Source organism: Erythrobacter insulae, from assembly GCF_007004095.1.
Lineage (GTDB): Bacteria > Pseudomonadota > Alphaproteobacteria > Sphingomonadales > Sphingomonadaceae > Erythrobacter > Erythrobacter insulae.
In genome coordinates, this window is sequence record NZ_VHJK01000001.1 from 907,919 (window position 1) to 931,515 (window position 23,597).

Consider the following 23,597-nt stretch of genomic DNA (forward strand, 5'->3'; position numbering starts at 1 on the left):
ACCACCCGAAAAGCCCTCAGAAAGTTTGGGTTTCGCCGGTGCAGCGCCTATATAATGACAATGGATGAAAACACCTCAGAGAATAACTCTACACCGTCGCAAAATGAAAAAATGCAGGGCGAATATGGCGCGGATTCGATCAAGGTTCTGAAAGGCCTTGATGCCGTTCGCAAACGCCCCGGCATGTATATCGGTGATACCGATGACGGGTCGGGCCTCCATCACATGGTGTTCGAGGTTTCGGATAACGCAATCGACGAGGCTTTGGCCGGCCATTGCGATCTGGTTCTGATCGAACTTAACCCCGATGGCAGCGTTTCAGTTGAGGACAATGGCCGCGGCATTCCGGTTGGGATGCACTCAGGCGAAGGGGTCTCCGCAGCAGAGGTCATCATGACCCAGCTGCACGCGGGCGGTAAGTTCGAAAACACCTCTGATGACAACGCTTATAAAGTTTCAGGCGGTCTGCACGGTGTGGGCGTTTCGGTTGTGAATGCCTTGTCCGAATGGCTGGAACTGGTGATCTGGCGTGACGGCAAAGAACACTCGATGCGGTTCGAGCATGGCGAGGCGGTGAAAAGCCTCGAGATTACCGGTGATGCACCCAAGGTTGACCAGAACCCTGACGAAAACGGGTTCAAAAAGGGTACGCGGGTCACATTCCATCATTCGAACGACACATTCAAAAACGTCACCGATTACGATTTTGACAAGCTGGAGCATCGCTACCGCGAGCTCGCTTTCCTCAATTCGGGGGTGCGCATCCTGCTTCGCGACAAACGCCACGAAGAGCTGGTTGAGCATGATCTGTATTACGAAGGCGGCATCGCGGCCTTCGTCAAATATCTTGATCGCAACAAACAACCGCTGGTCGAAGAACCAATCGCGGTGTCCGCGAACAAGGACGGCATCGGGATCGATGTCTCGCTGCAATGGAATGACAGCTATTACGAAAACGTGCTGTGCTTTACCAACAACATCCCGCAGCGCGATGGCGGCACCCACCTTGCGGCGTTTCGTGCTGCGCTGACCCGTACGATGAACGGATATGCCGACCGCGAAGGCTTGCTCAAGAAAGAGAAAGTAAGCCTGACAGGCGAGGATATGCGCGAAGGTCTTTCCGCGATTGTCAGCGTAAAATTGCCTGATCCCAAATTCTCCTCACAGACGAAGGACAAGCTGGTTTCTTCAGAAGTTCGCTCTCCGCTGGAAAGCTTGATGAGCGAAAAAATGACCGAATGGCTGGAGGAAAATCCAGCTGATGCGAAATCCATCGTGCAAAAGATCATCGACGCCGCAGCCGCGCGCGAGGCCGCGAAGCGCGCCCGCGAGATGAGTCGTAAAGGCGCGATGAGCGTTGCCAGTCTGCCCGGCAAGCTCGCCGATTGTCAGGAGCGCGACGCGACCAAAGCCGAACTGTTCCTGGTTGAAGGTGATTCCGCCGGCGGCTCTGCCAAACAGGGCCGTGACCGTAAGACTCAGGCCATCCTGCCGCTGAAGGGCAAGATCCTCAATGTGGAACGCGCCCGGTTCGATCGGATCATCTCTTCCAAGGAAGTCGGCACCCTTATCCAGGCCATGGGCACCGGTATCCGCGACGAGTTCAATCTCGACAAGCTGCGCTATCACAAAGTCGTGATCATGACCGACGCCGATGTCGACGGGGCGCATATTCGCACTCTGCTGCTCACGTTCTTCCATCGCCAAATGCCGGAAATTGTGAAAGCCGGACACCTTTTCATCGCGCAGCCGCCGCTTTTCAAAGTCGGAAAAGGGCGCAGCGAGGTGTATCTGAAGGATCAGCCCGCGCTTGACCGGTATCTGGTGGATGCAGGCCTGTCGGGCCGCGTGCTCGAAACCGCAGGCGGAGCGCGATCAGGCGACGATCTGCGCGATCTGATCGAACAGGCGTTAAGGCTGCGCAACTTGCTCGCCTTTATTCCGCGCAAATACGAAACCGGTCTGGTTGAGCAAATGGCGCTTTCCGGAGCGCTCAACCCTGCCCTTTCCAACGATGAGCGCGCAAAAGCGCTCGATCAAACGGCAAAGCGGCTGCAGCTTGGCGATGCCGATGCAACCTGGACCGCAACCATCCGCGATGACGGTTCGGTTTTGTTTGCCCGGCTGTGGCGCGGGGTAACCGATGCGCATGAAATTGATGCGCGGTTCCTGACCAGCAGCGAGGCACAGAAACTGCACAGCCTCGCGGTGGGTCAAGCAGAAGCCTACACATCGCCAGTCCGGCTTGTTCGAAGCACAGCCGTTTCGGAAGATGATGTGCCAAGCGCCGATGCCGAGGCTGACGATTCGCCCGCCATCGCCGGCGACGATACGATCAGCAGCCCGACCCAATTGCTGGATGCGGTGTTCGCCGCAGGGCGCAAAGGTCTTTCCGTCCAGCGCTACAAAGGTCTGGGCGAGATGAATGCAGAGCAATTGTGGGAGACCACTCTTGATCCGGAAAACCGCGCTTTGCTGCAGGTGAAAGTCGAAGACGCCGATGTCACGGACGAAATCTTCACCCGCCTGATGGGAGACGTGGTCGAACCGCGCCGTGAATTTATTCAGGAAAATGCCCTGAACGTCGCCAATCTTGATGTTTAACGGCCTCAATCTCCGGGCACCTTGTAATCTAGGCCCGGAGGGCCGACTTCGCTGTAATACGGGAGTATTATGACCGGCGAACCGCATCACACATTCGAGCTTCAGCAGGTCAGCTTCCTGCTGGTGCTGGCGGCTGTCACTTTTCTTTTGATCTGGATAGCCTGGCCGTTTGCGACCCCGCTATTATGGTCAGCTCTCGCAGCGATCATGTTTCAACCGCTTTATAAGTGGATGCTGAGGAAAGTTGGAGGAAGGCGCAACCCCGCCGCGATCATCACATTGTTGATCATCTTCCTCGCGGTTATCGCGCCAGCTTTGTGGATCGGCACCATGGTGGTCGGCGAAGCGCTGACCTTGGTTTCAGCCCTTCAAGACGATCCCATCGATCTTGCCGCATGGGCCAATCAGATTTACGCCATGTTGCCGACAGTGGTTCAGGACATGGTCGATCAAAGCGGCTGGAACGATATGTCCGAGGCGCAAAACCGGCTACAGGATCTGCTTGGTGAAAGTGCCGGGATGCTCGCCAGTTCTGCTGTCTCAATCGGCAGCGGCGCGCTCAGCTTTCTGCTCAGCTTCGGCCTCGGCCTTTATGTTACCTATTTCCTGCTGCGCGACGGATCGCGCATTGGCGAGACAATCCTGCACTCCGTTCCGGTGGAGCGCGAAATCGCAGACCGTCTGGCCGAACGTTTTCTCGGCATTGTCCGCGCCACGATCAAAGGTTCCGGCGTAGTCGGACTGGTTCAGGGTACACTTGGCGGGATCACCATGATGATTGCCGGTGTGCCATCGGCTCTTCTGCTTGGAGTGATGATGGCTATCCTTGCCTTGATCCCGGCAGTGGGCACCGCTCTGGTTTGGGCCCCGGTGGGCATCGGCCTGATCGTAACTGGATCCATCTGGGAGGGCATTTTTGTGCTCGCATCAGGCCTGATTATCATCAGCTCCGCTGACAATGTGCTGCGCCCGATACTGGTCGGCCGCGATACCGGCATTCCGGACTGGATCATTTTGGTCACCACATTGGGCGGGCTATCGATTGCGGGTTTTTCCGGCATCGTTCTGGGTCCGCTTGTCGCCGGCCTGTTTCTTGCCAGCTGGTCTATCCTTCAGGAACAAAGAGCCGAAGACGAGGAAGCCGCTGCGAAATATCGCACCCGTGTCGATATCGATGGCAAAGCGCGCGAGGACAGCGATCTCGAACAGGCGAGCAGCGCTTAGGCGATGCAGTCATTGGTCGCACCGGGAAGCCAGGCTGAACAGGTCGGACGCTTGTTGCTTGCTGGCATTATCGTTGTCGCCTTACCCGCGCTGCCATTCGGCAATTATCTGATCTATCCGTTTGTGATCCTGACAACGTGGTTCCATGAAATGGGCCACGGCTTAACGGCATTGCTAATGGGTCAGCATTTTGAACAATTGATGATTTACGCCAGTGGATCGGGGGTGGCAGAAAGTGCCGTTGATCCTGACGCATCGGTATTTATTCTCGCAGCGATTTCAGCAGGAGGCCCGCTCGCGCCCTCAATCGCTGGCGCCGGATTGATCATGGCGAGCGCGCATAGCAAATTGTGGCGCCCATCGCTGTGGGGTGTCTCGGCGGCTATCCTCGCATCGGTGATCATCTATGTCCGCTCGCCAGTCGGCATTGCCGTACTCCCGCTGGTCGCAGCAGCTCTCGCTTTTACGGCATGGAAAGGCAGCGACGGCGTCGCCCGGTTCGTGTTGCAATTCGTCGGTGTGATCGCCGCGATGAGTATGATCGCGGATTTCAATTATCTCTTCACAGAAGTTGCGGTGATCGGCGGACAACGCATCCTTTCGGATACGGGTCAAATCGAAGCGGCATTATTGCTCCCGCACTGGGTCTGGGCCGTATTGCTCTTGACGATGTCGGCGGTCATGGTCGGGGCAAGCCTGAAATATGCGCTTAACGAAGACCGCTTGCGACCGCCGCCCAAACGGCCAGCCAATGTCCTGCAATTCCGGCGGGATTAATTCGCAAGTGTAAGCGAGTTCACACCCGCAGCCTCGCTACCTGCTTCGCCCGAAAGACCGATGAATATCGTATCGACAATCCGTGCGAGTTTTTGCTCGCTCAGCCGGTCACCCAGATACAGCAACGCATCTGGGAGCGTGTAATCCGACACCATCTGATTGATCAGCGACAAGGTTTCATCAATTTCCAGGCCGGCGAAAAACCCTTCCGCCTGCGCCTCGGCGATCAGCTCGCATTGATAGTGATCGGCAAGATCCACAAACGACCGGACCCGCTCCATATTGGCCGCGCCCATTTCGCAAAGGATAGTGAAGAATTCCGGATCCTCGCGAAAACGTTCGCGCGAAATGGCAAATCGGCGCGCGAAAAATTCGTACATTTTGCGTTGCGGTGGCAGGTGCGTTGCGAGCACCTCCTCCATCACCAACAGGTGCGGATGGAGCCATTTTTGCGCCACCGCATCGAACAGATCATCATAGTCGTCAAAAATTTGATCAAACCGACCGCGCGTCAGCCCGCTTTCGTTGATAGCGCCCGCATGGGTGATTTCGGTGCCGCGTTCTTTAACTAAATCGAGCACCATCTGGGCGATCCGGTCACGTTCGCTTGCTCTTGCCTGTTCGCTCAATGCCATCCGCGTCGCACCCTCCTGACTGGGGCTTACGTAGGGTGGAAAAGGTGTCGCTTAAAGGCAATTCGGCAAAATAGTGTGCGAGTGCAGCATTAAACGTCGTTCTTGCCCGCGATAATATCCCGCGCCTGCTGTTCCAGCACCAGATAGCGTTCATAGCCGGGAATTTTGGACTGGAACCATAAAGCGAGCGTCAGCAGGTCTTCGCCGTAATTACCCGTCGGGATCATCGGCGGACCAAACCCGATGACCATCCGTTCATTGTCGGCAAAGGCAGGTACAATCGGCACGCTTGCTGCTTGCGCGATATTGTAGAAACCCGATTTCCACTTACCATCGGTTTTGCGGGTGCCTTCGCATGCGATCACCAGCGCCAGCTCTTGACGCGTGGCAAATTCTGCCGCCACCTGTTCGACAGCATTCGTTTTCGCAGACCGGTCAATCGGAATTCCGCCCATATCGAGCATGAAATTGCGCATCATTCCCTGAAACAGAGTGTGTTTGCCCATGAAATTGGGCTGCACTTTTTCATGAAAGGTTGCGCCTGCAAAGAACACGAAGTCCCAATTGGATGTGTGCGGCGCGCCCGCGATCACGTATTTTTTCAGGTTCTTGGGCAGCGGCCCTTCGATCCGCCAACCCTTCCACGAATAGATCCAGACGATAATCCGGTTCACAATCCGTGACAGCAGGCTGACGCTGCGAGTTTCATTATGTTGCAATGTTGTTCTCTCCCCGAGCTGCCTCTGTGCCCTCAATCGGGGGAGTTACGCAAGGGAAAGGGTGCGGGTTTCACACTAGCCACGTGCTTGCTCGATTGGCTGGCTGAATTTCTTCCCTTGGAAAAATCCGCGAAATTCGTTCTGGATTTTCGCATCGCTCAAGCCTCCCTGATAAAACGCAAATGGCTTCTGCTTTCGTTTTCGACAACTCGCTCTTGGAGCAAATGACGTTTCCAGGGCCTACATCCTGAACACGCCAAACGCGGGGCGCTCGGCGATTGGAGCCTCCAGCGTCGCCGCAAACGCCAGCCCCAACACGTCGCGGGTCTGCGCAGGGTCGATCACGCCGTCATCCCACAGGCGCGCAGTGGCATAGTAGGGATTGCCTTCATCTTCGTATTTCTGGCGGATGGGGGCTTTGAAAGCCTCGGCCTCTTCTTCGCTCCATTTGTCCGCATCGCGGTGAACCGTTGCAAGCACGCTCGCGGCTTGCTCTCCGCCCATTACGGAAATGCGCGCATTGGGCCAGGTGAACAGGAAACGCGGGGAATATGCGCGGCCTGCCATGCCGTAGTTGCCCGCGCCAAAGCTGCCGCCGATGACCACTGTGATCTTAGGCACGGTGGCGGTGGCGACCGCTGTGACGAGCTTTGCGCCATGTTTGGCGATGCCTTCAGCCTCATACTTCCCGCCGACCATGAAGCCGCTGATGTTTTGCAGAAACAACAGCGGGATGCGGCGTTGGCAGGCGAGTTCGATGAAGTGTGCGCCTTTTTGCGCGCTTTCGGAAAACAGCACGCCGTTATTGGCGAGGATCGCCACCGGCATGCCCCAGATATGCGCGAAACCGCAGACCAGCGTGCTGCCGTAATGCGCTTTGAATTCGTGAAATTCGCTGCCATCGACCAGCCGCGCGATCACTTCTTTTACGTCGTATGGCGCGCGTACATCATCGGGGATGATCGAATAGAGATCATCGGCATCGTATTTGGGCGGGCGCGGGTCTTTCAGCGAAATGTCTTTCGCCGCGCCGGTGTTCTCGCCCAGATGGCTGACGATATCGCGCACGATGGTCAGCGCGTGCTCGTCATTCTCAGCGAGATGATCGACCACGCCCGATTTCTTAGCGTGCAGATCACCGCCGCCCAAATCCTCAGCGGTGATTTCCTCACCCGTCGCTGCTTTCACCAGCGGCGGTCCGGCGAGAAAGATCGTGCCCTGATTGCGCACGATCACAGTCTCGTCGGACATGGCCGGTACATAAGCGCCGCCCGCAGTGCAGCTGCCCATGACGCAGGCGATCTGCGGAATGCCTAGCGCGCTCATGTTTGCCTGGTTGAAGAAGATGCGGCCAAAATGGTCGCGGTCGGGAAAAACCTCGGCCTGATGCGGCAGGTTCGCGCCGCCGCTATCGACCAGATAGATGCAAGGCAGGCGGTTCTCCTGCGCAATCTCCTGCGCGCGCAGGTGCTTCTTGACCGTCATCGGGTAATAGGTGCCGCCCTTTACCGTGGCATCGTTGCACACGATCATCACCTGACGGCCCGACACGCGCCCGATCCCGCAGATCAGCGACGCGGCGCTCACGTCACCTTCATACATGCCGTTCGCCGCAAGCTGACCGATCTCGAGGAACGGTGAGCCCGGATCAAGCAAGCGCTCCACCCGCTCACGGGGCAGCAGCTTGCCGCGCGAGACATGGCGTTCGCGGCTGCGTTCAGGCCCGCCCAAAGCCGCCTTGGCAACATGCGCGCGCAGTCCGGTGGCAAGCGATTTGTTGTGGGCAAACCGCACTTTGGCATCAGGCGCTTCACGATCTAATTTCGATGAGAGAACAGGTGCAGTCATTCGCTCTCCTCCAAACCTTTGACAATGATCGCCTCGGCGGTGCTGCCCGCATCGCGAAACTTGCCGATTTCCTGATATTCGGGCGAGGTTAGCCACGCGAAGAGCTGCGGTTTGCTCGGGAATTCGATCAGGACAGACCGCGTAGCGTTCCATTTGCCGCTCAGATCTTGCGGCTCTTCATCCACGCTCAGCATTTTGCCGTCGAATTTATCGAAAATATCCATGAAGCGCTCTTCGTATTTGTCATACTCTGCGCGGTCATGGATGGTCATGCGGGAGATCATGTAGACTGGCATCACCCTGCCGCCCCGATCAGCTCGCGCCCGATCAGCATGCGCCGGATTTCGTTCGTGCCCGCGCCAATATCGAGCAGTTTGGCATCGCGCATATAGCGTTCAACCGGCCAGTCGAGGGTATAGCCAGCTCCGCCCAGCGCCTGAACACTCTCGGCGGCGACCTTGAACGCGCTTTCGCTGGAATAGAGGATAACGCCCGCCGCATCGAAGCGGGTCGTCTGGCCCGCATCGCACGCTTTGGCGACGGCATACGTATAGGCACGAGCGGTTTGCAGCGCGACATACATATCCGCAACCTTGGCCTGCATCAGTTGAAAGCTGCCAATAGGTTTGCCGAACTGTTTGCGTTCACGCAGATACGGAATGACCGTGTCGAGACACGCCTGCATGATGCCCAGCTGCAATCCGGCGAGCACCACGCGTTCGTAATCCAGACCGCTCATGAGGACACCGACGCCGCCATTGACCGGACCCATCACGCGGTCCTCCGAAACGAAGCAATCGTCAAACACCAGCTCCGCTGTGGGCGAACCTTTCATGCCGACTTTCTCGATCTTCTGACCGATGGAGAAGCCCGCATCGCCCTTTTCAATCAGGAATGCGGTTATGCCGCGCGATCCAGCGTTGCCGTCTGTCTTGGCGTATACAACCAGAGTGTCAGCTTCGGGCGCGTTGGTGATCCAGAATTTGGTGCCGTTCAGAACATATCCGTCCTGCCCGTCTTTAGTGGTCGCCTCTGCCTTCAGTTTCATGGAGACCACATCTGATCCGGCGGAAACTTCGGACATGGCGAGGCTGCCGACATGTTCGCCGCTGATCATTTTTGGCAGATATTTGGCCTTTTGTTCGTCATTGCCCCAGCGGCGGATCTGGTTGAGGCACAGGTTTGAATGTGCGCCATAAGACAGACCGAGCGAGGCGCTGGCGCGGCTGACTTCTTCAACCGCGATCACATGTTCAAGATAGCCGAGGCCTAGACCGCCGTCTGCCTCTTCGACCGTGATACCGTGAAGGCCAAGCTCGCCCATGGCCTGCCACAATTCGGCGCGCGGAAAGTAATCCTCGCGGTCGATTTTTTCGGCAAGCGGGGCGATTTGTTCATCGGCGAAGCGGCCAACGCTGTCGCGGATCATCTCTGCGGCTTCGCCAAGCTGGAAATCAAAATCTGGGGTGGAGCGCATATCGGGTCTGCCTGTGTCTGATATATCCGCCGGTACAATCGACCGGCGGCAAAGTGATAGTGTTGCTCGGGCCTTAGCAATGCCGCCCGCAAAGGCCAATGTCCCTCCGGCGTTTGACGCAATTCAAGACTGTTGTATGCCGATCCGGTTCGCAATTGCATGGAACGATAGCTGACCTACGAAGAGCCCATCCTTTGGCCGATTGGCACCCCACCCGCGCCGGAATTTACCGGCGAGGCAAAGCGTTTGGCTGTGCTTGCCAGCTTTAATCCAGACACATTGCAGGGCGATGAGGAATTGGCCCGGATCGCGCGTTTTGCCGCCCATCTTTGCGATGCACCGGCGGCATCGGTCAGTCTGGTGGATGAAGCGCATCAGCGATTCATCGCATCCAAAGGGATGTCGGAGGCCTGCACACCGCGCTCCACCAGTTTCTGCGCAACCACCATGCTGGGCGACGATCTTCTCGAAGTGCTGGACGCTAACGAAGACACACGCTTCCGCGAATATGCGCTGGTCACCGGGACCGAGCATCTGCGATATTATGTCGGCGCGCCGCTTATCTCCAGCGAAGGCGCGCCGCTGGGCGCATTGTGCGTTACGGATATCATCCCGCGCGACAAACCACTTGGCGCGGTCCAGAAAGAAGGGCTCAAGGTGCTGGCTGAGGCGGTAATGCGGCGCATCGAAGCGCACCGCGAGGCCAATCGCACCGGAACCGAAATAGAACTCAGCGCGCAGCGCATTCAATTTGTGCTTGATAGCGTACCCGACATTGCGTGGTCAGCCGCAGCAGGCGGACGGTTCGATTACTTCAATGCGCGCTGGGAGAAAACAACCGGCCTTCCTCCACCGCGAGACGTGGAAGAATGGCGGCAAGTCATCCATCCGGACGATTACGACGCATCGCTTAGGAAGTTTACCGAGGCGGTCAAAACGGCTGAGCTGTTTGAAGACGAATGGCGCATGAAACGGGCCGATGGCACTTATCGCTGGGTTCTGTCCCGCGCCGTGCCCTCTACCCACGATCCCGAAACAGCGCGCTGGTATGGCACGTTGACCGATATCGACGATGCCTACCGGATCTCGCAAGAGCGCGAATTGCTGGCCGGAGAGCTCGCGCACCGGATCAAGAACATCTTTTCCGTGATCATCGGATTGATAACGCTGCATTCTAACAATGATCCTGCGCATAAAGCATTCGGCGCAATGCTTGCCGACAATATTCGCGCGCTCTCCAGGGCTCAGGAATTTGCCTTGCAGATGGGCAAGCCATCCGAAGAAAACCTGATAGATTTGCTGACTATTCTGATGGCGCCGTACGGCACTGAGGGTAACTCTGCGGTCAGCATTTCAGGTGATGATGTGCCCACCGGCAGGCGTTCTGCGACGCCCCTGGCTTTGACGTTCCACGAACTCGCCACCAACTCTGCAAAATATGGTGCCTTGAGTGTGGCAGGCGGAAAGCTATCGATCACAATCAAACGCACAAGCGATGCTGTGGCTATCAGCTGGCAGGAAACAGGCGGCCCGGAAACGGCTGCGCCCGAAAACACCGGATTCGGATCGCGTCTGATCAAAATGTCGATTGAGCAACAGATGGGCGGCACAATCAAACAGGCCTGGCGCAGTGAAGGCTTGCAGGTCGAAATCACGCTTCCGCTTGAGAGGCTGGCCCAATAGCGCTGCTGCGGCTATCGCACTTAACAATATGGCATTGTCCAATCATTCACCCGGCGTTCTCACCTTTGACAAGGTCGTTCGCCGATATGGCGCTTCGGGCGAAGTGGTTGCCGTGGGCGGCATCGATTGCACGATCACCGAAGGCAGCTTTGTCGCTTTGGTCGGGGCATCCGGTTCCGGCAAATCGACCCTGCTTAAAATGGTCAATACGCTTATCACGCCAAGCGAGGGCTGCGTGCTCTTCAATGGTGAGGACGTAACCACACTCAAACCTTCGCAATTGCGCCGCCGCGTTGGATATGTCTTTCAAGGCATCGGCCTGTTCCCGCATTTCACCGTGGGAGAAAACATCGCCATCGGGCCTAAACTGGCGGGCGAAACTCTGCCGGATGCAAGGATTGCAGAGCTGCTGACACTGGTGGAGCTGGAGCCGGACATGGCAGAGCGGATGCCGGATGAGCTGTCCGGCGGTCAGCGTCAGCGCGTCGGGGTTGCCCGCGCTTTGGCCGGTGATCCCGAACTGCTTTTGATGGATGAACCTTTCGGCGCGCTCGATCCGGTTACCCGCGATGCGCTGGGTGAGAAAGTGCGCGAGCTGCACGAACGGTTGGGCCTGACAACGATCATGGTGACCCATGATATGGCCGAGGCCTTGCTGCTGGCGGACCGCGTTCTGGTGATGGATTCGGGCCAGCTCCAGGCAGATTGCACCCCGCACCAATTGCTCAAAGGCGAAGGCGGTGAAATCGCGCAGGGTCTGGTATCGGTCCCGCGCCATCAGGCTGAAAGGCTGGCGGCTATGGAAGCTGGCGCGCCCGGCGCGGTTAAAGCCTGATGGAAGATTTTGCTGAAATCCTCTTTGGCCTTGGTGACAAACTTACCGCCCATATCGTCTTGGCAGCCAGCGCAATCGGGCTCGGCATTGCAGTGGCCTTGCCGCTCGCAGTCTGGGCCAGCCGTTCGCAAACGGTGAACCGCGTGGCACTGGGCTTTGCCAGTCTGGTCCAGACAATCCCTGCGCTCGCTTTGCTCGCGTTATTTTTCCCGATCCTGCTTTCCTTAAGAAGCGTTTTTGGCGAAGGCCTGCCGACGCTTGGATTTCTGCCCGCTTTGCTTGCGCTGGCGCTCTATGCGCTTTTACCCATCTTGCGAAACGCAGTCACGGCTCAGGCCAATCTGGACCCGGGCGTATTAGAAGCCGCAGACGGCGTCGGCATGACAAAATGGCAAAAATTACGCCTTGTCGAAGCCCCGCTTTCCGCGCCGTTCATCATGGCAGGGATCCGCACCGCCAGCGTCTGGACCATCGGCGCAGCGACGCTTTCCACCACCATCGGGCAACCCAGCCTGGGAGATCCAATTTTTGCCGGCCTCCAGACCCAGAATTGGGCTTTGGTGCTGGCAGGCTGTTTCGCCAGCGCTGCCTTGGCTTTGGTGACCGATATGCTGCTCGGCTTGATTGAACGCGGTCTCGCGGCCCGCAATCGCTGGCAATATGGCAGCGGGTTTCTCGCCGTAGCGCTCGGGCTGATGGCTGCGATCATATTCCAATTCGGTGATGACTGGTTCGGTGAACAGCGCGAAGACGGTGATCTGGGCCCGATCGTTATCGCTTCCAAACAATTCTCAGAGCAATATATCCTTGCCCAGCTCATCGGCGCGCAGCTTCGGAAAGCCGGGTTCGAAGTCGAATATCGTGACGGATTGGGATCGGCGGTGGTTCACAGCGCCGTGGCCTCTTCAAATATCGACGTTTCGGTCGATTACACCGGTACGATCTGGACCAACAATCTCAAACGGACCGATAATCCCGGACGTGATGCGATGTATGAAACGATCAAAGCGTGGGAGCGCGAGGAAAACGGAGTTCGGGTGCTCGGGCGGCTGGGTTTTGAGAACGCTTATGCTTTTGCCATGCGCGCAGACCGCGCAAACGCGCTTGGCATAACTTCGCTCGGCGATCTGGTGCCGGTGGCAGGCAATCTCACTGTCGGAGGCGACCCGGAATTCTTTGAACGGCCCGAATGGATTGCAGTGCGCGATGCGTACGGAATGGAATTTGGCGAGACGCGTAATTTCTCACCCACTTTCATGTACAACGCGCTGCGTTCGGGCGAAGCCGACGTGATCAGCGCCTACACCTCCGATGGCCGCATCGCGGCAGACAGGCTGATCATTTTGGAGGACCCGCGCGAGGCTCTGCCCAGCTATGATGCGATGGTCATGATGTCCCCGCGCGTCGCCGGTGAAGACGCCATTGCAGAGGCGCTAATGCCCCTGATCGGCGGGATCAGCGTCGAGGTTATGCGGGAGGCAAATTTCGCAGTGGACCGCGAGGGCGAAGGCAAACTCAGCCCCGCCGACGCGGCGGCAGAGCTGGCCAAAAAAATCGGGCTTTGATCGGTTTATTTCGCGCGTTTCCAAAGCTGCGTTTGACAAAACGGGCCGATGCACCCCTTCACCTCCAGCGTGTTGGCGTCTTTCCGGCGCAGGATCGAGCGATAGCTCTTGCCGCTTTTGGGATCGTAAATCCGTCCCCGCCACTGCGCCGCCTCGGCTTTGAACTGTGTCAAAATCGGCAGGCCCAACAGCTTGCGTTTCTTTTTTGCGGGGTCAGGATTGTAGATATCGCGCTGGCCCGGTCCATCAGGCGGAGGCACCAGAAAGCGGGAAATCGTCCCGCAGGTCACCGCGCCGCACGATTGAATCGTGACCACTGCGTCCTTGTCTTCGGTAATCCACCGTCCATTCACCGGATCAGCAGCAAAGGCCGGCGACATGCCGAGGGTAAAGGCCGCGGCAACTGACGCAACTGATACAAGAGCACGCGTGATCATGGTTTCTCTCCCGAATATATACATACCATACGGGCAATGCGGCCCAAAGGTTACACGGGGTTACTGAAACCCTTCCCCAATCGGCCAGCGGCGACCGCAAACGCCCAGCACCTTGAACAAAGAGCCCATCTGATCATCTTCGACCAGCCGGTCCCGTTGCCGCTGCAACTGATCCGCCATTTTCGGAGATTGCCGCTTAAGTGCCTCCAGCCGGGTGTCGATGTGCAATTGCCGCAGCCATTCGCCTTGAGTTTGAAGACCCATGACCTCCGCGCCGTTTTTGGCGGCGACCGCTTGCAACAGCTCAAAATCAACATGCGCGGTCAGGTCCGCCTCGCCAGGATGCGCAAGCGGGTCCACCTTGGTATGCTCTTTCAACGCCTGCAGGGTGGAGCCTGACCGTAATTCTGCCGCGCCGTAATCAATGATCAAAGCAGCGCCGCCCTGATTCGTAAGTCGCCGAGCGATCTCGGCCATCACTGTCGATGCGGCCGCACTTGTTTCGATCATCGTGCCTTGCGGTGCCTCTTTCCAGCTGGGCGGGACAACTGCATCCATCGGTTTATCGCCAGCGACAAAGGCGAAATTGTCGCCTTCAAGGCCAACCATTCGCTCTCGCCAACCATCCGCCGAACGGACCAGCTGATGGATCGGCAGGGCATCGAAAAACTCGTTCGCAACAATCAATAGCGGGCGATCATCCGGCAAGGTCGAAAGATCATGATGGAAACGCACCGTAGGCACAGCCTTGCGCTGCAATTTGCGCAGCTCCAGCGATCCTTCGACAAAATGGATATGCGGATCAAACCCGTATTTGCCCGCAGTCTTGAGCGCATCTTTGCTCAGCGTTCCCCGGCCCGGCCCCAGTTCGACAAAATGGATGTTCTTCGATGCACCCATCTTCACCCACAAATCGGCAATCCAAAGGCCGACCAGCTCGCCGAACATCTGGCTGATTTCGGGCGCAGTGATGAAATCACCGGTATCGCCAAGGGGGTCTCTGCTCGCGTAATACCGCGCGTTGCTTTCGCCCATATACTGAGCGAGGCTGAGTGGTCCGTTTTCCCGGATCAGACGGCGGAACGTCTTGTCGAGATCAAGCGAGGCGAGCTCTTTCGCCCGTGCTTCTTCGGCGGCCTGCTCTTTGGCCGCGGCCGCTTTGCGCGCCTTTTCCTCGGCTTCGGCTTTTGCTTTGGCTTCGGCTTTGGCCTTAAGCTCGGCTTCCTCGCGGGCACGTTTGCGCGCTTCTTCCTCGGCCTTCTTCGCTGCAAGCTCCGCCTGCTTCTGGGCGTCCGCTGCGGCTTTAGCCTGTTTCTGCTTTTCGGCTTCGGCTTTTGCTTTGGCCTTTGCCTGCGCCTTCAGCTCGGCCTGTTTGGACGCTTCGGCTTCGGCTTGAACCGCCGCCTCGCGTTCCGCTTTCGCTTTTGCTGCCGCTTCCTTTTTCGCGTCAGCTTCGGCTTTCTGCGCAGCCGCTGCATCGGCCTCGTCTTTGGCTTTACGCTGCGCCAACTGCCGAGCTTCCTGCTCGGCTTGCTTTGCAGCCTCTTCGCGCTTTTTTGCTTTCTGAGCCGCTTCTGCTTTCGCAGCTGCCTGCGCTTTCAATTCCGCCTCACGCGCGGCTTTCGCCCCGGCTTCATCCGGGGCGGGCGCGTCTTTTGCGATTTCAGGATCGATCAGTTGCAGACCGCGCGGGCGCCACACGCCCTTTTCATTCAGGCTGGCTTCGTCTCGCTCACGCTGCCGGTTCCCACCGGTTTCCGCGTCACCGCGTAAAGCGTTACAATCAACCCAATCAAGATCAGCGGTATTGTTAGCCATTGCCCCATCGATAATCCGGTTCGCGCTGCGAACTCTGCCAATTGTGAATCAGGTTCACGAAAGAATTCGTTAACAAAGCGGGCGATCCCCATACCCAGAGTGAACACACCCACAAGCAGACCAGGGCGGTAGCGCGCATTGGTCTTCCAGAACAAGAGCATCAACACAATCAGCAGCGCAAGCCCTTCCAGACCGGCCTGATACAGCTGGCTGGGATGGCGCGCAATTTCGCCAGCGCGCGGATCGGGAAATACCATTGCCCACGGCACATCGCTGGCCCGGCCCCACAGCTCGCCATTGTTAAAGTTCGCCAGCCGCCCGAGCATCATACCCATCGGCACATTGACAGCGATATAATCACACACTCTCAGGAAAGAGAGCTGTCCGCTGCGCGTTACCCAAGCGATCGCCAGCAGCACGCCGATCAAACCACCGTGAAAGCTCATCCCGCCTTCCCACAGTTTGAGCACGTCCAGCGGATTGGACCAAAGATTCGGCTGGTAGAAAATCGAATAGCCGATGCGGCCACCCAAAATGACCCCAAGCGTGCAATAAAAGAACAAATCATCAGCATGACGTTGCGCCATCGGGGCGCCCGGCTGTTTGAGCATTTTTGATAAATGCCAATATGCGAACAGCACACCAATAAGATACGCAAGCGAATAGAACCGTAGCGTAAAAAAGCCGAGGTCAAAGCCCGGAAACAGGCCCAGATCGGACCAGTAAATCGGATCGGCAGCGGCGCCGCTTGCAGCAAGTAGTGACAGCACCCGTGGAACCTCTTAATAGCTTTTCAAAAGCCGCAAACGCGACTTCGGTCGGGCGGCTTGTGGCACAGCCGGGCGTTTGGGGAAAGGCTTGTTAGAAACGGCCTGATAACCTTTTCGGCTTTGGTCACAGCACACAGAGCAGGTTCCGCAGAGAGCAGCTCACAAGGATGGATTAGACCTTAAGGAGAGAAATTCGCATGGCCACCCAGCTGGACAATGCGCTTGAAGCGATCATGGGCGAACTGACCAAAGAAGGTCAGCCATTTGTCACCGTACCGTTTGATCGTGATGGTGTCGAAATGCCTACCTTCGCAGGCGCTCCCCCCACCTTGGCGCATTATTTTGCGCACTTTTGCAACGAGCATAAGGATGTGCCGTTTCTGGTGGATGGCGATCTGCGTCTGACCTTTGGCGATACTTATGCTGCGGCAGTTTGCGTTGCAGAAGGTTTGGTCAAACATCACGGCGTCGAAAAAGGCGACCGGATCGGAATCGCGGCGCGCAACTCTGCCAACTGGATGATTGCCTATATGGGCATCATCATGGCTGGCGGCTGCGCCACATTGCTCAACGGGTTCTGGGTCGGGGAAGAGCTGGCTTACGGCGTCCGTCTGGCGGAATGTAAGATCGTTCTGGCAGATGTTGGCCGGGCAAAGCGGCTGGAGGGCACCGACCATTCGGCCAAACTGATCCTGATAGATCACAATGCACCATCAGAAGGCCTGTCCAGCATTTGGGCTCAGCCGGCCGATCTGCAATCGTCTGTTGCCATGCAGGTGCTGGGCCAGATCGGGCCAGATGATATTGCGACCATCCTGTACACATCAGGTTCGACCGGCAATTCCAAAGGTGCCTGGTCCGATCATCGCGGCGTTGTGAACGGTGTGATGAATTACGTCGCGCAAAGTGCGATGGCCAAGATTCTGCTGGAAAGTCAGGGTCAGGATGTGAGCGCACAGCCATGCGCATTGATCGCGGTTCCGCTGTTCCATGTGACCGGCGAAATTCCGCTGTTCCTGCAAAGCTATGCAATCGCGCGCAAGCTTGTGTTGATGCCCAAATGGGACGCCGAAGAAGCGCTGCGTTTGATGGAGTCCGAAAAGGTCACTTATTTCGTCGGCGTGCCGCTGATGAGTTACGAGATGGCGACCCACCCAGACCGCGAGAAATACGACCTTTCATCGTGCAAGAGCTTCGCCGCTGGCGGCGCTCCGCGTCCGGTTGAACACGTTACCAAGATCAAAAAAGCGTTCCCCGAAGGATTCCCTCTGCTTGGATATGGCCTCACCGAAACCAATGCGGTCGGGTGCGGCAATTTCAACGAAAACTACCTTGCAAAGCCCGGCTCCACCGGACGCCCATCGCGGCCTTTGGTCGATCTCGCCATTCTTGATGATGACGGTAACAAGCTTGAACAGGGCGCTATTGGCGAGGTTTGCATCCGTTCGGTCGCCAATTTCCGCGGCTACTGGAACAATGACGAGGCAACCAGGGATGCCTTTACCGATGACCGGTATTTCCGCACGGGTGACCTGGGTTATCTTGATGAAGACGAATATCTGTTCATCGTTGATCGTAAGAAAGACATCATCATTCGCGGGGGAGAGAACATCTCCTGTATCGAAGTGGAAGATGCGATCTACGCGCATGATGATATCGCCGAATGCTCTGTATTTGGTCTTCCCGATGAACGTATGGGCGAAGTGCCGGCAGCCGTGATCCGCGTAAAAGAAGGGCGTGATCCGATGAGCGCGGCGCAAATGCGCGAATTTCTGCTCAGCCACACGGCGCCGTTCAAGGTGCCACTGGAAGAGCATATTTTCCCGGTTGCCGATGTGCTCCCGCGCCTTGGGACGCAGAAAATCGACAAAAAGACGCTGCGCGCAGAATACACCGAAAAGCTCGCTTCGGCCTAATCAGGCAAGAGTTTTTAGAAAGTTCAGTTCATTGCGCCTCTTTACCTGCTAAAGAGGCGCAATGACTGACTGGACACCCCCCAGCCGCCGCGTTCCCAAACAGCGTGCAATTGTTGATCGCCGTGCTCTGACCGAGCAGATGAACGACCTCGTCAACGAGCATGGCGAAAAAGCCCGAATGCCCGTCATCGCCGCCCTGCGCGAAGCGATGGATGCGGGCCGCGCCGAGCTTGCCGACAGGCTTTTGAAAAAACCCTCCGCCGGGCACGATTGCACCGCCGGCCATGCCTTTCTGGTCGATCAGGTGATCCGCGTGATCCATGATTACGTGACCGAGCACGTCTATCCCGTCCATAACCGGACCGCAGCCGAGCGGCTCGCGATCTTGGCGGTCGGCGGTTACGGGCGCGCAGAAATGGCCCCTCATTCCGATATCGACATCGCCTTTATCACGCCGATGAAGCGCGCGCCGTGGTGCGAACAGGTGATCGAAGCGATGCTGTACGTGCTGTGGGATCTTGGCCTGAAGGTGGGCCATTCGAGCCGCACGATTGCCGACACGATGAAAATGGCGCGCGATGATCTGACCATCCGCACGGCGCTGCTTGAAGGGCGGCTGGTCTGGGGGGATCAGGCGACTTATGAAGAGCTGCGTCAACGGTTTTGGAAGGATGTAGTGCGCGGCAGCGAAAAGCTGTTTCTGACGCAAAAACTTGATGAACGAAACCAGCGGCACAAGCGCATGGGCGACAGCCGTTATGTCGTGGAGCCTAATGTCAAGGAAGGCAAAGGCGGGCTGCGCGATCTTCAGACCTTGTATTGGATTGGCAAATACACCCACCGTGTGGATTCAGCCGCTCAATTGGTTGATGTCGGGCTGTTCACCAACGCGGAATATCGCGGCTTTCGCCGAGCCGAGGGGTTTTTGCTGGCGGTGCGGTGTCACATGCACGTGCTAACCGATCGGCCAGAAGACCGTTTGACTTTTGACCTGCAAAGGCAGGTTGCCGAACGCATGAATTTTGCCGACCGTCCGGGCAAAAGCGCGGTTGAACGCTTCATGCAATACTATTTTATGCAGGCAAAGCGCGTCGGCAGTCTGACCGGCGTGTTCTTGTCCCACCTTGAGGAAGAATCGTCGAAATCCAAAATCCGCAGCGGATTTTTCGCCGGCTGGAGCCAGAAAAGACGCGAACTCAAAGGATACATGGTCGAAGGCGGCCGTTTGCGCGCGCCCGGCGATGACTGGTTCGCAAAAGACCCGGTACGGCTCGTTGAAATTTTCCAATTGGCTGAGGCCGAGGGTTTGGAAATCCATCCTGAAACCATGCGGCAGACAGACCGCGATTCGAAATTGATCAATGCAGCGATCCGCAAGGATGCCCGCGCCAACGCCCTGTTTCTTGACCTGCTTGGCGGGCGCAACGACCCTGAAACTGCCCTTCGCTGGATGAATGAAGCGGGCGTATTTGGCCGATTTGTGCCAGATTTTGGCCGCGTGAACGCGCAGATGCAATTCGACATGTATCATCACTACACCGTGGATGAACACACGATCCGCGCCATTGGATTGCTTAGCCAGATTGAACGCGGCCTGCTGGATAAAGACCACCCGCGTGCAACCCGTGAGATTCACAAGGTCAGCTCGCGGCGCGCTTTATATGTCGCTGTCTTGCTGCACGATATCGCGAAAGGCCGCGGCGGCGATCATTCGGTTCTGGGGGCCGAGGTTGCCCACAAACTGTGCCCGCGCTTTGGATTGGATGCCAAGGAAACCGATCTGGTGGCATGGCTCATCCTGCAACACCTTTTGATGAGTTCAACCGCGCAAAAACGCGATTTGACCGACCCCAAAACAATCGAGGACTTTGTAGGAGAGGTCCAAAATCTGGATCGCCTTCGCAATCTCGCGATCCTGACCGCAGTCGATATTCGCGCGGTGGGGCCGGGGACATGGAACAGCTGGAAAGGCCAGCTGCTGGGCGAATTGTATGACGCGTCGCAAGAACTGATGCGGCTTGGCCATAAACGCCATGGCCGGGCCGAGCGGGTCGCTGCGAAAAAGGCTGCAACGACAGAGCTGCTAGGCGAAAAATCTCACCTCGTTGTCCAGGCCGGGGATATTTTGACCGATGCCTATTGGATCGCCGAACCCGAAGACATCATCGCCAAAAACCTGATCCAGTATGAAGAGGCGCGGCGGATCAAAGATCACCTGTCGATCCACTGCGAAGTCGATGAAGAACGCGGCGCCACGCTTGTCAGTGTCATTGCGCCCGATCACCCCGGATTGTTCTATCGCATGGCTGGCGGAATTCACCTTGCCGGGGCAAACATCATCGATGCACGCATTCATACCGCGTCAAACGGCTATGCGATTGATAATTTCCTGGTGCAAGATCTGCATGCCAAACCATTCCGCGAGGAGACCCAGATATCGCGGCTTAAAGAGGGCATTCGCAAAGCCTTGCTCGGGCAAGGGGAACTGGTACCCAAGCTTGCCGCGCGGCCGCTCAACCATGCGCGCGCAAAGGCTTTTAATGTTGCGCCGCATGTCAATTTTGACAATTCCGCGTCCAACCACTTCACCGTGATCGAAGTATCGGCGCGGGACCGACCGGCTTTGTTAAACCGGCTTGCCCATGCGCTTTATAAAGCGAACCTGATCGTGCAATCAGCGCACATTACCGAATACGGCGAAACCGCTGTCGATACGTTTTATGTCACCGATCTGACCGGCGCAAAGGTCTTGGTTGCGGAGCGTCTGGCAGAGATCGAGAAAGCGCTTCTGGAGGCGGCAAGTGATCGCAAGCAGCGGCTCTTGGAAGACGCATAATGTCGCACTGACTATGCCGCTCGTAGAATAGCCTGACACTAGCGGTTGCATTTTAAAAACAGACCTGTATTGGCCGGCGCCCCTACGTTTCGGAGCAAATTTACATGATTATTCGTACCACTGCGCGGCGCATGCCGGCGCTGACTAAGTTTGCATTGCTGCTGTGCAGCTCGGCTGCACTGCCTTTCGCAGCCCAAGCCCAAGACGCCCCGGCTGCTGATGAAGCGGCAGAAGAAGAAGAACCACAGGCACGCGGTTCATTGGCCAATATCGGCAACATCGTTGTCACTGGCACCAAAACCCAGAACGCTGAAAACGTTCAAGACGTGCCTTTGGCCATCACCGCCTTTAACGCTGACACACTCGAAGCGTTCAAAGTCCGCGATGTTCAGGGCCTGACATTCCAGGCGCCAAACGTATCACTCGATCAGATCGGAACGAGCCGCGGCACCGCGAACTTCTCGATCCGCGGACTTGGCATCAACTCCTCGATCCCTTCGATCGATCCGACCGTTGGTGTATTTGTCGATGGCGTATACCTCGGCATTAACGGCGGCGTTGTGTTCGACATTTTTGACCTTGAGAGCGTCGAAATCCTCCGCGGTCCACAAGGCGTGCTGTTCGGTCGCAACGTGACCGGCGGCGCAGTGTTGATCAACACGACCAGCCCATCGGAAGACTTCCGCGGCAAATTCCGCGCAGCTGTCGATGGCCCGATCGATGAAGGCCGTGGCGGCGAAAACTACACCGTCAGCGGCGTTGTAAGCGGCCCGATCATCGAAGATAAGCTGCTGTTCAAAGTCGCCGCGTATCACAACAACGATCAGGGTTATTTTGAGAACCTGTTCGATGGCTCGAATTTTGGCCTCGCCGAAACCACGATCCTTCGCGGTGCACTCGAAGCGCGTTTTGGTGACCTGACGATCACAGGTAAACTGGACTACTTCGAATCAGCCGGTGACGGACCAAACGGCCAGAACCGCAGCATTTTTGAGCGTGATACATTCGACTTCGCGATCGATAATCGCGGTTTCTACGATACCGAAATCTGGACCAGCTCGGTCACCGCCGAATGGGACATCGGCCCGGGTACGCTTACCAATATCTTTGGCTACCGCGATTATGTCGCGGCGACCGATGCGGACATCGATTCAACACCGTTGTTCCTGTTCCATTCAAGCACTGACACAGAGCAGGACCAGATTTCGAACGAGCTGCGCTATGCAATCTCGACCGACCGTTTCGACCTGACGTTCGGCGGTTTCTACTTTGATCAAAACCTCGCCTATACTGAGCGCCGCGATATTCCGGTTGCAACCCCGCTCACTTTCTACGGTGGCGGCCGTCAGGAACACGAAGTGCTTGGCGTATTTGCCAACGGCCAGTTCTACCTGACGGACGGTTTCTCGGTCATTGGCGGTATCCGCTGGAGCCAGGAAACCAAGGACGCAGATGTCACCTTCATCCGCCCGCGCGCCGAATGTTCGGTAATCGACGGAAGCTGTCCGACAAGCGGAGTGAATTCGTTCATTCCGACCGAAGACAATGGTTTTTCAGACAGCGTTACCTTCCGCAATCTCTCGCCTAAACTCGGCGTGCAGTATGAATTCAATGACAGCCAGGTTTATGGTCACTGGACCCGCGGTTTCCGTTCGGGCGGATACAATTTCCGGATCACCGACATCCCTGTCTTTGAATTCGCCGTTCAGGAAACCGGCAACCTCTTCTTTGGCGAAGAGCAGGTCGATAACTTTGAAATTGGCGGTAAATTCCAGACGGTCGACGGCGCCTTTACCCTGAACCTGGCCGGTTACATGACCAAGGTCCGGGATATGCAGCGCGAAGTTAACCTGGCCGATCCGGGTGCAGGTGTGGTGCAGAACATCGTAAACACCGCCGATGCGACGATCCTCGGATTTGAAGCAGAAGCGCGTATGAAAGTGTCTGACTCGCTGATCATCACCGCGAATATCGGTCTGATTGATGACGAATATGATGACATTCTGTTCGACATTTCCGGCGATGGTCGCGGTATCATCACCGATGCCGATTTCGCTCTGCGGATTCCGCGCGTTCCCGAAGTAACGTGGGGCATGGGCTTTATCCATGAACTGTTCCTGGGCGACAGCGAAATCCTGACCCGCGTGAATTATCAGTATCGCGACGAGTTCGCCTATACCGATGACAATCTCGGTTTCATTCAGGACATGAGCAACCTTGAAGCCAACATCACATGGGTAACCCCGATGGATGGCCTGTCCTTCTCGGTCTATGGTCGTAACCTGTTCGATCAGGTTCAGGCCGGCGGTGACACGCAGCTGCCATTTCCCGGACCGCGTTCTACCGGTGTGCGTCAACCCTTCAGCGATGCGCCGAGTGGCGGCACGTTCTCGCCGCTGCAACGCGGCCGGAATATCGGTGTTGAGGCTCTGTTCGAATTCTAATTCGGACGC

17 protein-coding genes are annotated in these 23,597 nt (G+C 57.0%); 9 read left to right on the top strand and 8 right to left on the bottom strand.

Annotated features, from left to right (window positions below; genetic code table 11):
- The first annotated feature begins 60 nt into the window (after positions 1–60).
- From gyrB to FGU71_RS04355, 3 genes are all read left to right on the top strand, one after another.
- Complete coding sequence (gene gyrB, locus FGU71_RS04345) at positions 61–2,604, top strand: DNA topoisomerase (ATP-hydrolyzing) subunit B (RefSeq protein ID WP_142787421.1); 2,544 nt, start codon at positions 61–63, stop codon at positions 2,602–2,604.
- Positions 2,605–2,673: 69 nt separating this feature from the next.
- A complete protein-coding gene (locus tag FGU71_RS04350; protein ID WP_142787422.1) occupies positions 2,674–3,828 on the top strand; it encodes an AI-2E family transporter in 1,155 nt (384 codons plus the stop codon).
- A gap of 3 nt (positions 3,829–3,831) precedes the next feature.
- Positions 3,832–4,605, top strand: a complete 774-nt coding sequence (locus FGU71_RS04355; RefSeq protein ID WP_142787423.1) for a M50 family metallopeptidase — start codon at positions 3,832–3,834, stop codon at positions 4,603–4,605.
- Here FGU71_RS04355 and FGU71_RS04360 read toward each other — a convergent pair.
- The 5 genes from FGU71_RS04360 to FGU71_RS04380 all read right to left on the bottom strand — a co-directional run bounded on the left by FGU71_RS04360 (position 4,602) and on the right by FGU71_RS04380 (position 9,284).
- The gene (locus FGU71_RS04360) at positions 4,602–5,240 is read right to left on the bottom strand and encodes a hypothetical protein (protein WP_142787424.1); all 639 of its coding nucleotides are present in this window, start codon (positions 5,238–5,240) and stop codon (positions 4,602–4,604) included. The two genes, FGU71_RS04355 and FGU71_RS04360, sit on opposite strands and share 4 nt — an antisense overlap.
- 89 nt (positions 5,241–5,329) lie before the next feature.
- Positions 5,330–5,959 carry a lysophospholipid acyltransferase family protein gene (locus FGU71_RS04365; protein WP_142787425.1) on the bottom strand — a complete coding sequence of 210 codons (630 nt, stop codon included), beginning with the start codon at positions 5,957–5,959 and terminating at the stop codon, positions 5,330–5,332.
- A gap of 240 nt (positions 5,960–6,199) precedes the next feature.
- Complete coding sequence (locus FGU71_RS04370) at positions 6,200–7,807, bottom strand: carboxyl transferase domain-containing protein (protein ID WP_142787426.1); 1,608 nt, start codon at positions 7,805–7,807, stop codon at positions 6,200–6,202.
- Positions 7,804–8,103, bottom strand: coding sequence for a DUF1330 domain-containing protein (locus tag FGU71_RS04375; RefSeq protein ID WP_142787427.1), 300 nt, complete (start codon positions 8,101–8,103; stop codon positions 7,804–7,806). Before FGU71_RS04375 ends, FGU71_RS04370 begins: the two co-directional genes overlap by 4 nt.
- The gene (locus FGU71_RS04380) at positions 8,103–9,284 is read right to left on the bottom strand and encodes an acyl-CoA dehydrogenase family protein (protein WP_142787428.1); all 1,182 of its coding nucleotides are present in this window, start codon (positions 9,282–9,284) and stop codon (positions 8,103–8,105) included. Before FGU71_RS04380 ends, FGU71_RS04375 begins: the two co-directional genes overlap by 1 nt.
- Before the next feature lie 252 nt (positions 9,285–9,536).
- On the opposite strand from FGU71_RS04380, the gene FGU71_RS04385 reads away from it, so the two are divergent.
- Genes FGU71_RS04385 through FGU71_RS04395 form a run of 3 tightly spaced genes read left to right on the top strand, consistent with a single transcriptional unit; the run spans position 9,537 to position 13,367 of the window.
- A complete protein-coding gene (locus FGU71_RS04385; RefSeq protein WP_325053186.1) occupies positions 9,537–10,967 on the top strand; it encodes a sensor histidine kinase in 1,431 nt (476 codons plus the stop codon).
- Positions 10,968–10,995: 28 nt separating this feature from the next.
- Positions 10,996–11,802 (top strand): ATP-binding cassette domain-containing protein, encoded by an 807-nt coding sequence (locus FGU71_RS04390; RefSeq protein WP_142787430.1) that lies wholly within the window; start codon positions 10,996–10,998, stop codon positions 11,800–11,802.
- Positions 11,802–13,367, top strand: a complete 1,566-nt coding sequence (locus tag FGU71_RS04395; RefSeq protein WP_142787431.1) for an ABC transporter permease/substrate-binding protein — start codon at positions 11,802–11,804, stop codon at positions 13,365–13,367. Before FGU71_RS04390 ends, FGU71_RS04395 begins: the two co-directional genes overlap by 1 nt.
- A gap of 5 nt (positions 13,368–13,372) precedes the next feature.
- On the opposite strand, the gene FGU71_RS04400 is transcribed toward FGU71_RS04395, so the two are convergent.
- From FGU71_RS04400 to lgt, 3 genes are read right to left on the bottom strand one after another with little or no spacing between them, the layout of a single operon-like run.
- On the bottom strand, positions 13,373–13,804 hold the full coding sequence (locus FGU71_RS04400; protein WP_142787432.1) for a DUF2147 domain-containing protein: 432 nt from the start codon (positions 13,802–13,804) through the stop codon (positions 13,373–13,375).
- A gap of 60 nt (positions 13,805–13,864) precedes the next feature.
- Positions 13,865–15,622, bottom strand: a complete 1,758-nt coding sequence (locus tag FGU71_RS14295; protein WP_325053165.1) for a class I SAM-dependent methyltransferase — start codon at positions 15,620–15,622, stop codon at positions 13,865–13,867.
- Entirely contained in the window at positions 15,517–16,392 is an 876-nt protein-coding gene (gene lgt / locus FGU71_RS04415) for a prolipoprotein diacylglyceryl transferase (protein WP_142787434.1), read from the bottom strand. Before lgt ends, FGU71_RS14295 begins: the two co-directional genes overlap by 106 nt.
- A gap of 197 nt (positions 16,393–16,589) precedes the next feature.
- Between lgt and FGU71_RS04420 the strand changes: the two genes are divergently transcribed.
- From FGU71_RS04420 to FGU71_RS04430, 3 genes are all read left to right on the top strand, one after another.
- Positions 16,590–18,308, top strand: a complete 1,719-nt coding sequence (locus tag FGU71_RS04420; RefSeq protein ID WP_142787435.1) for a class I adenylate-forming enzyme family protein — start codon at positions 16,590–16,592, stop codon at positions 18,306–18,308.
- A gap of 61 nt (positions 18,309–18,369) precedes the next feature.
- Positions 18,370–21,144: a [protein-PII] uridylyltransferase gene (locus tag FGU71_RS04425; protein ID WP_142787436.1), complete on the top strand. Its 2,775-nt coding sequence runs from the start codon at positions 18,370–18,372 to the stop codon at positions 21,142–21,144.
- A 104-nt stretch (positions 21,145–21,248) separates the two neighbouring features.
- Positions 21,249–23,588 carry a TonB-dependent receptor gene (locus FGU71_RS04430; protein WP_142787437.1) on the top strand — a complete coding sequence of 780 codons (2,340 nt, stop codon included), beginning with the start codon at positions 21,249–21,251 and terminating at the stop codon, positions 23,586–23,588.
- Positions 23,589–23,597: the final 9 nt, after the last annotated feature.

Excerpts from the sequence above, each read along its gene's own strand:
- gyrB (WP_142787421.1), top strand. The coding sequence starts at position 61 with ATGGATGAAAACACCTCAGAGAATAACTCTACACCGTCGCAAAATGAA.
- FGU71_RS04350 (WP_142787422.1), top strand. The coding sequence starts at position 2,674 with ATGACCGGCGAACCGCATCACACATTCGAGCTTCAGCAGGTCAGCTTC.
- FGU71_RS04355 (WP_142787423.1), top strand. The coding sequence starts at position 3,832 with ATGCAGTCATTGGTCGCACCGGGAAGCCAGGCTGAACAGGTCGGACGC.
- FGU71_RS04360 (WP_142787424.1), bottom strand. The coding sequence starts at position 5,240 with ATGGCATTGAGCGAACAGGCAAGAGCAAGCGAACGTGACCGGATCGCC.
- FGU71_RS04370 (WP_142787426.1), bottom strand. The coding sequence starts at position 7,807 with ATGACTGCACCTGTTCTCTCATCGAAATTAGATCGTGAAGCGCCTGAT.
- FGU71_RS04375 (WP_142787427.1), bottom strand. The coding sequence starts at position 8,103 with ATGCCAGTCTACATGATCTCCCGCATGACCATCCATGACCGCGCAGAG.
- FGU71_RS04380 (WP_142787428.1), bottom strand. The coding sequence starts at position 9,284 with ATGCGCTCCACCCCAGATTTTGATTTCCAGCTTGGCGAAGCCGCAGAG.
- FGU71_RS04390 (WP_142787430.1), top strand. The coding sequence starts at position 10,996 with ATGGCATTGTCCAATCATTCACCCGGCGTTCTCACCTTTGACAAGGTC.
- FGU71_RS04395 (WP_142787431.1), top strand. The coding sequence starts at position 11,802 with ATGGAAGATTTTGCTGAAATCCTCTTTGGCCTTGGTGACAAACTTACC.
- FGU71_RS04400 (WP_142787432.1), bottom strand. The coding sequence starts at position 13,804 with ATGATCACGCGTGCTCTTGTATCAGTTGCGTCAGTTGCCGCGGCCTTT.
- FGU71_RS14295 (WP_325053165.1), bottom strand. The coding sequence starts at position 15,622 with ATGGCTAACAATACCGCTGATCTTGATTGGGTTGATTGTAACGCTTTA.
- FGU71_RS04420 (WP_142787435.1), top strand. The coding sequence starts at position 16,590 with ATGGCCACCCAGCTGGACAATGCGCTTGAAGCGATCATGGGCGAACTG.
- FGU71_RS04425 (WP_142787436.1), top strand. The coding sequence starts at position 18,370 with ATGACTGACTGGACACCCCCCAGCCGCCGCGTTCCCAAACAGCGTGCA.
- FGU71_RS04430 (WP_142787437.1), top strand. The coding sequence starts at position 21,249 with ATGATTATTCGTACCACTGCGCGGCGCATGCCGGCGCTGACTAAGTTT.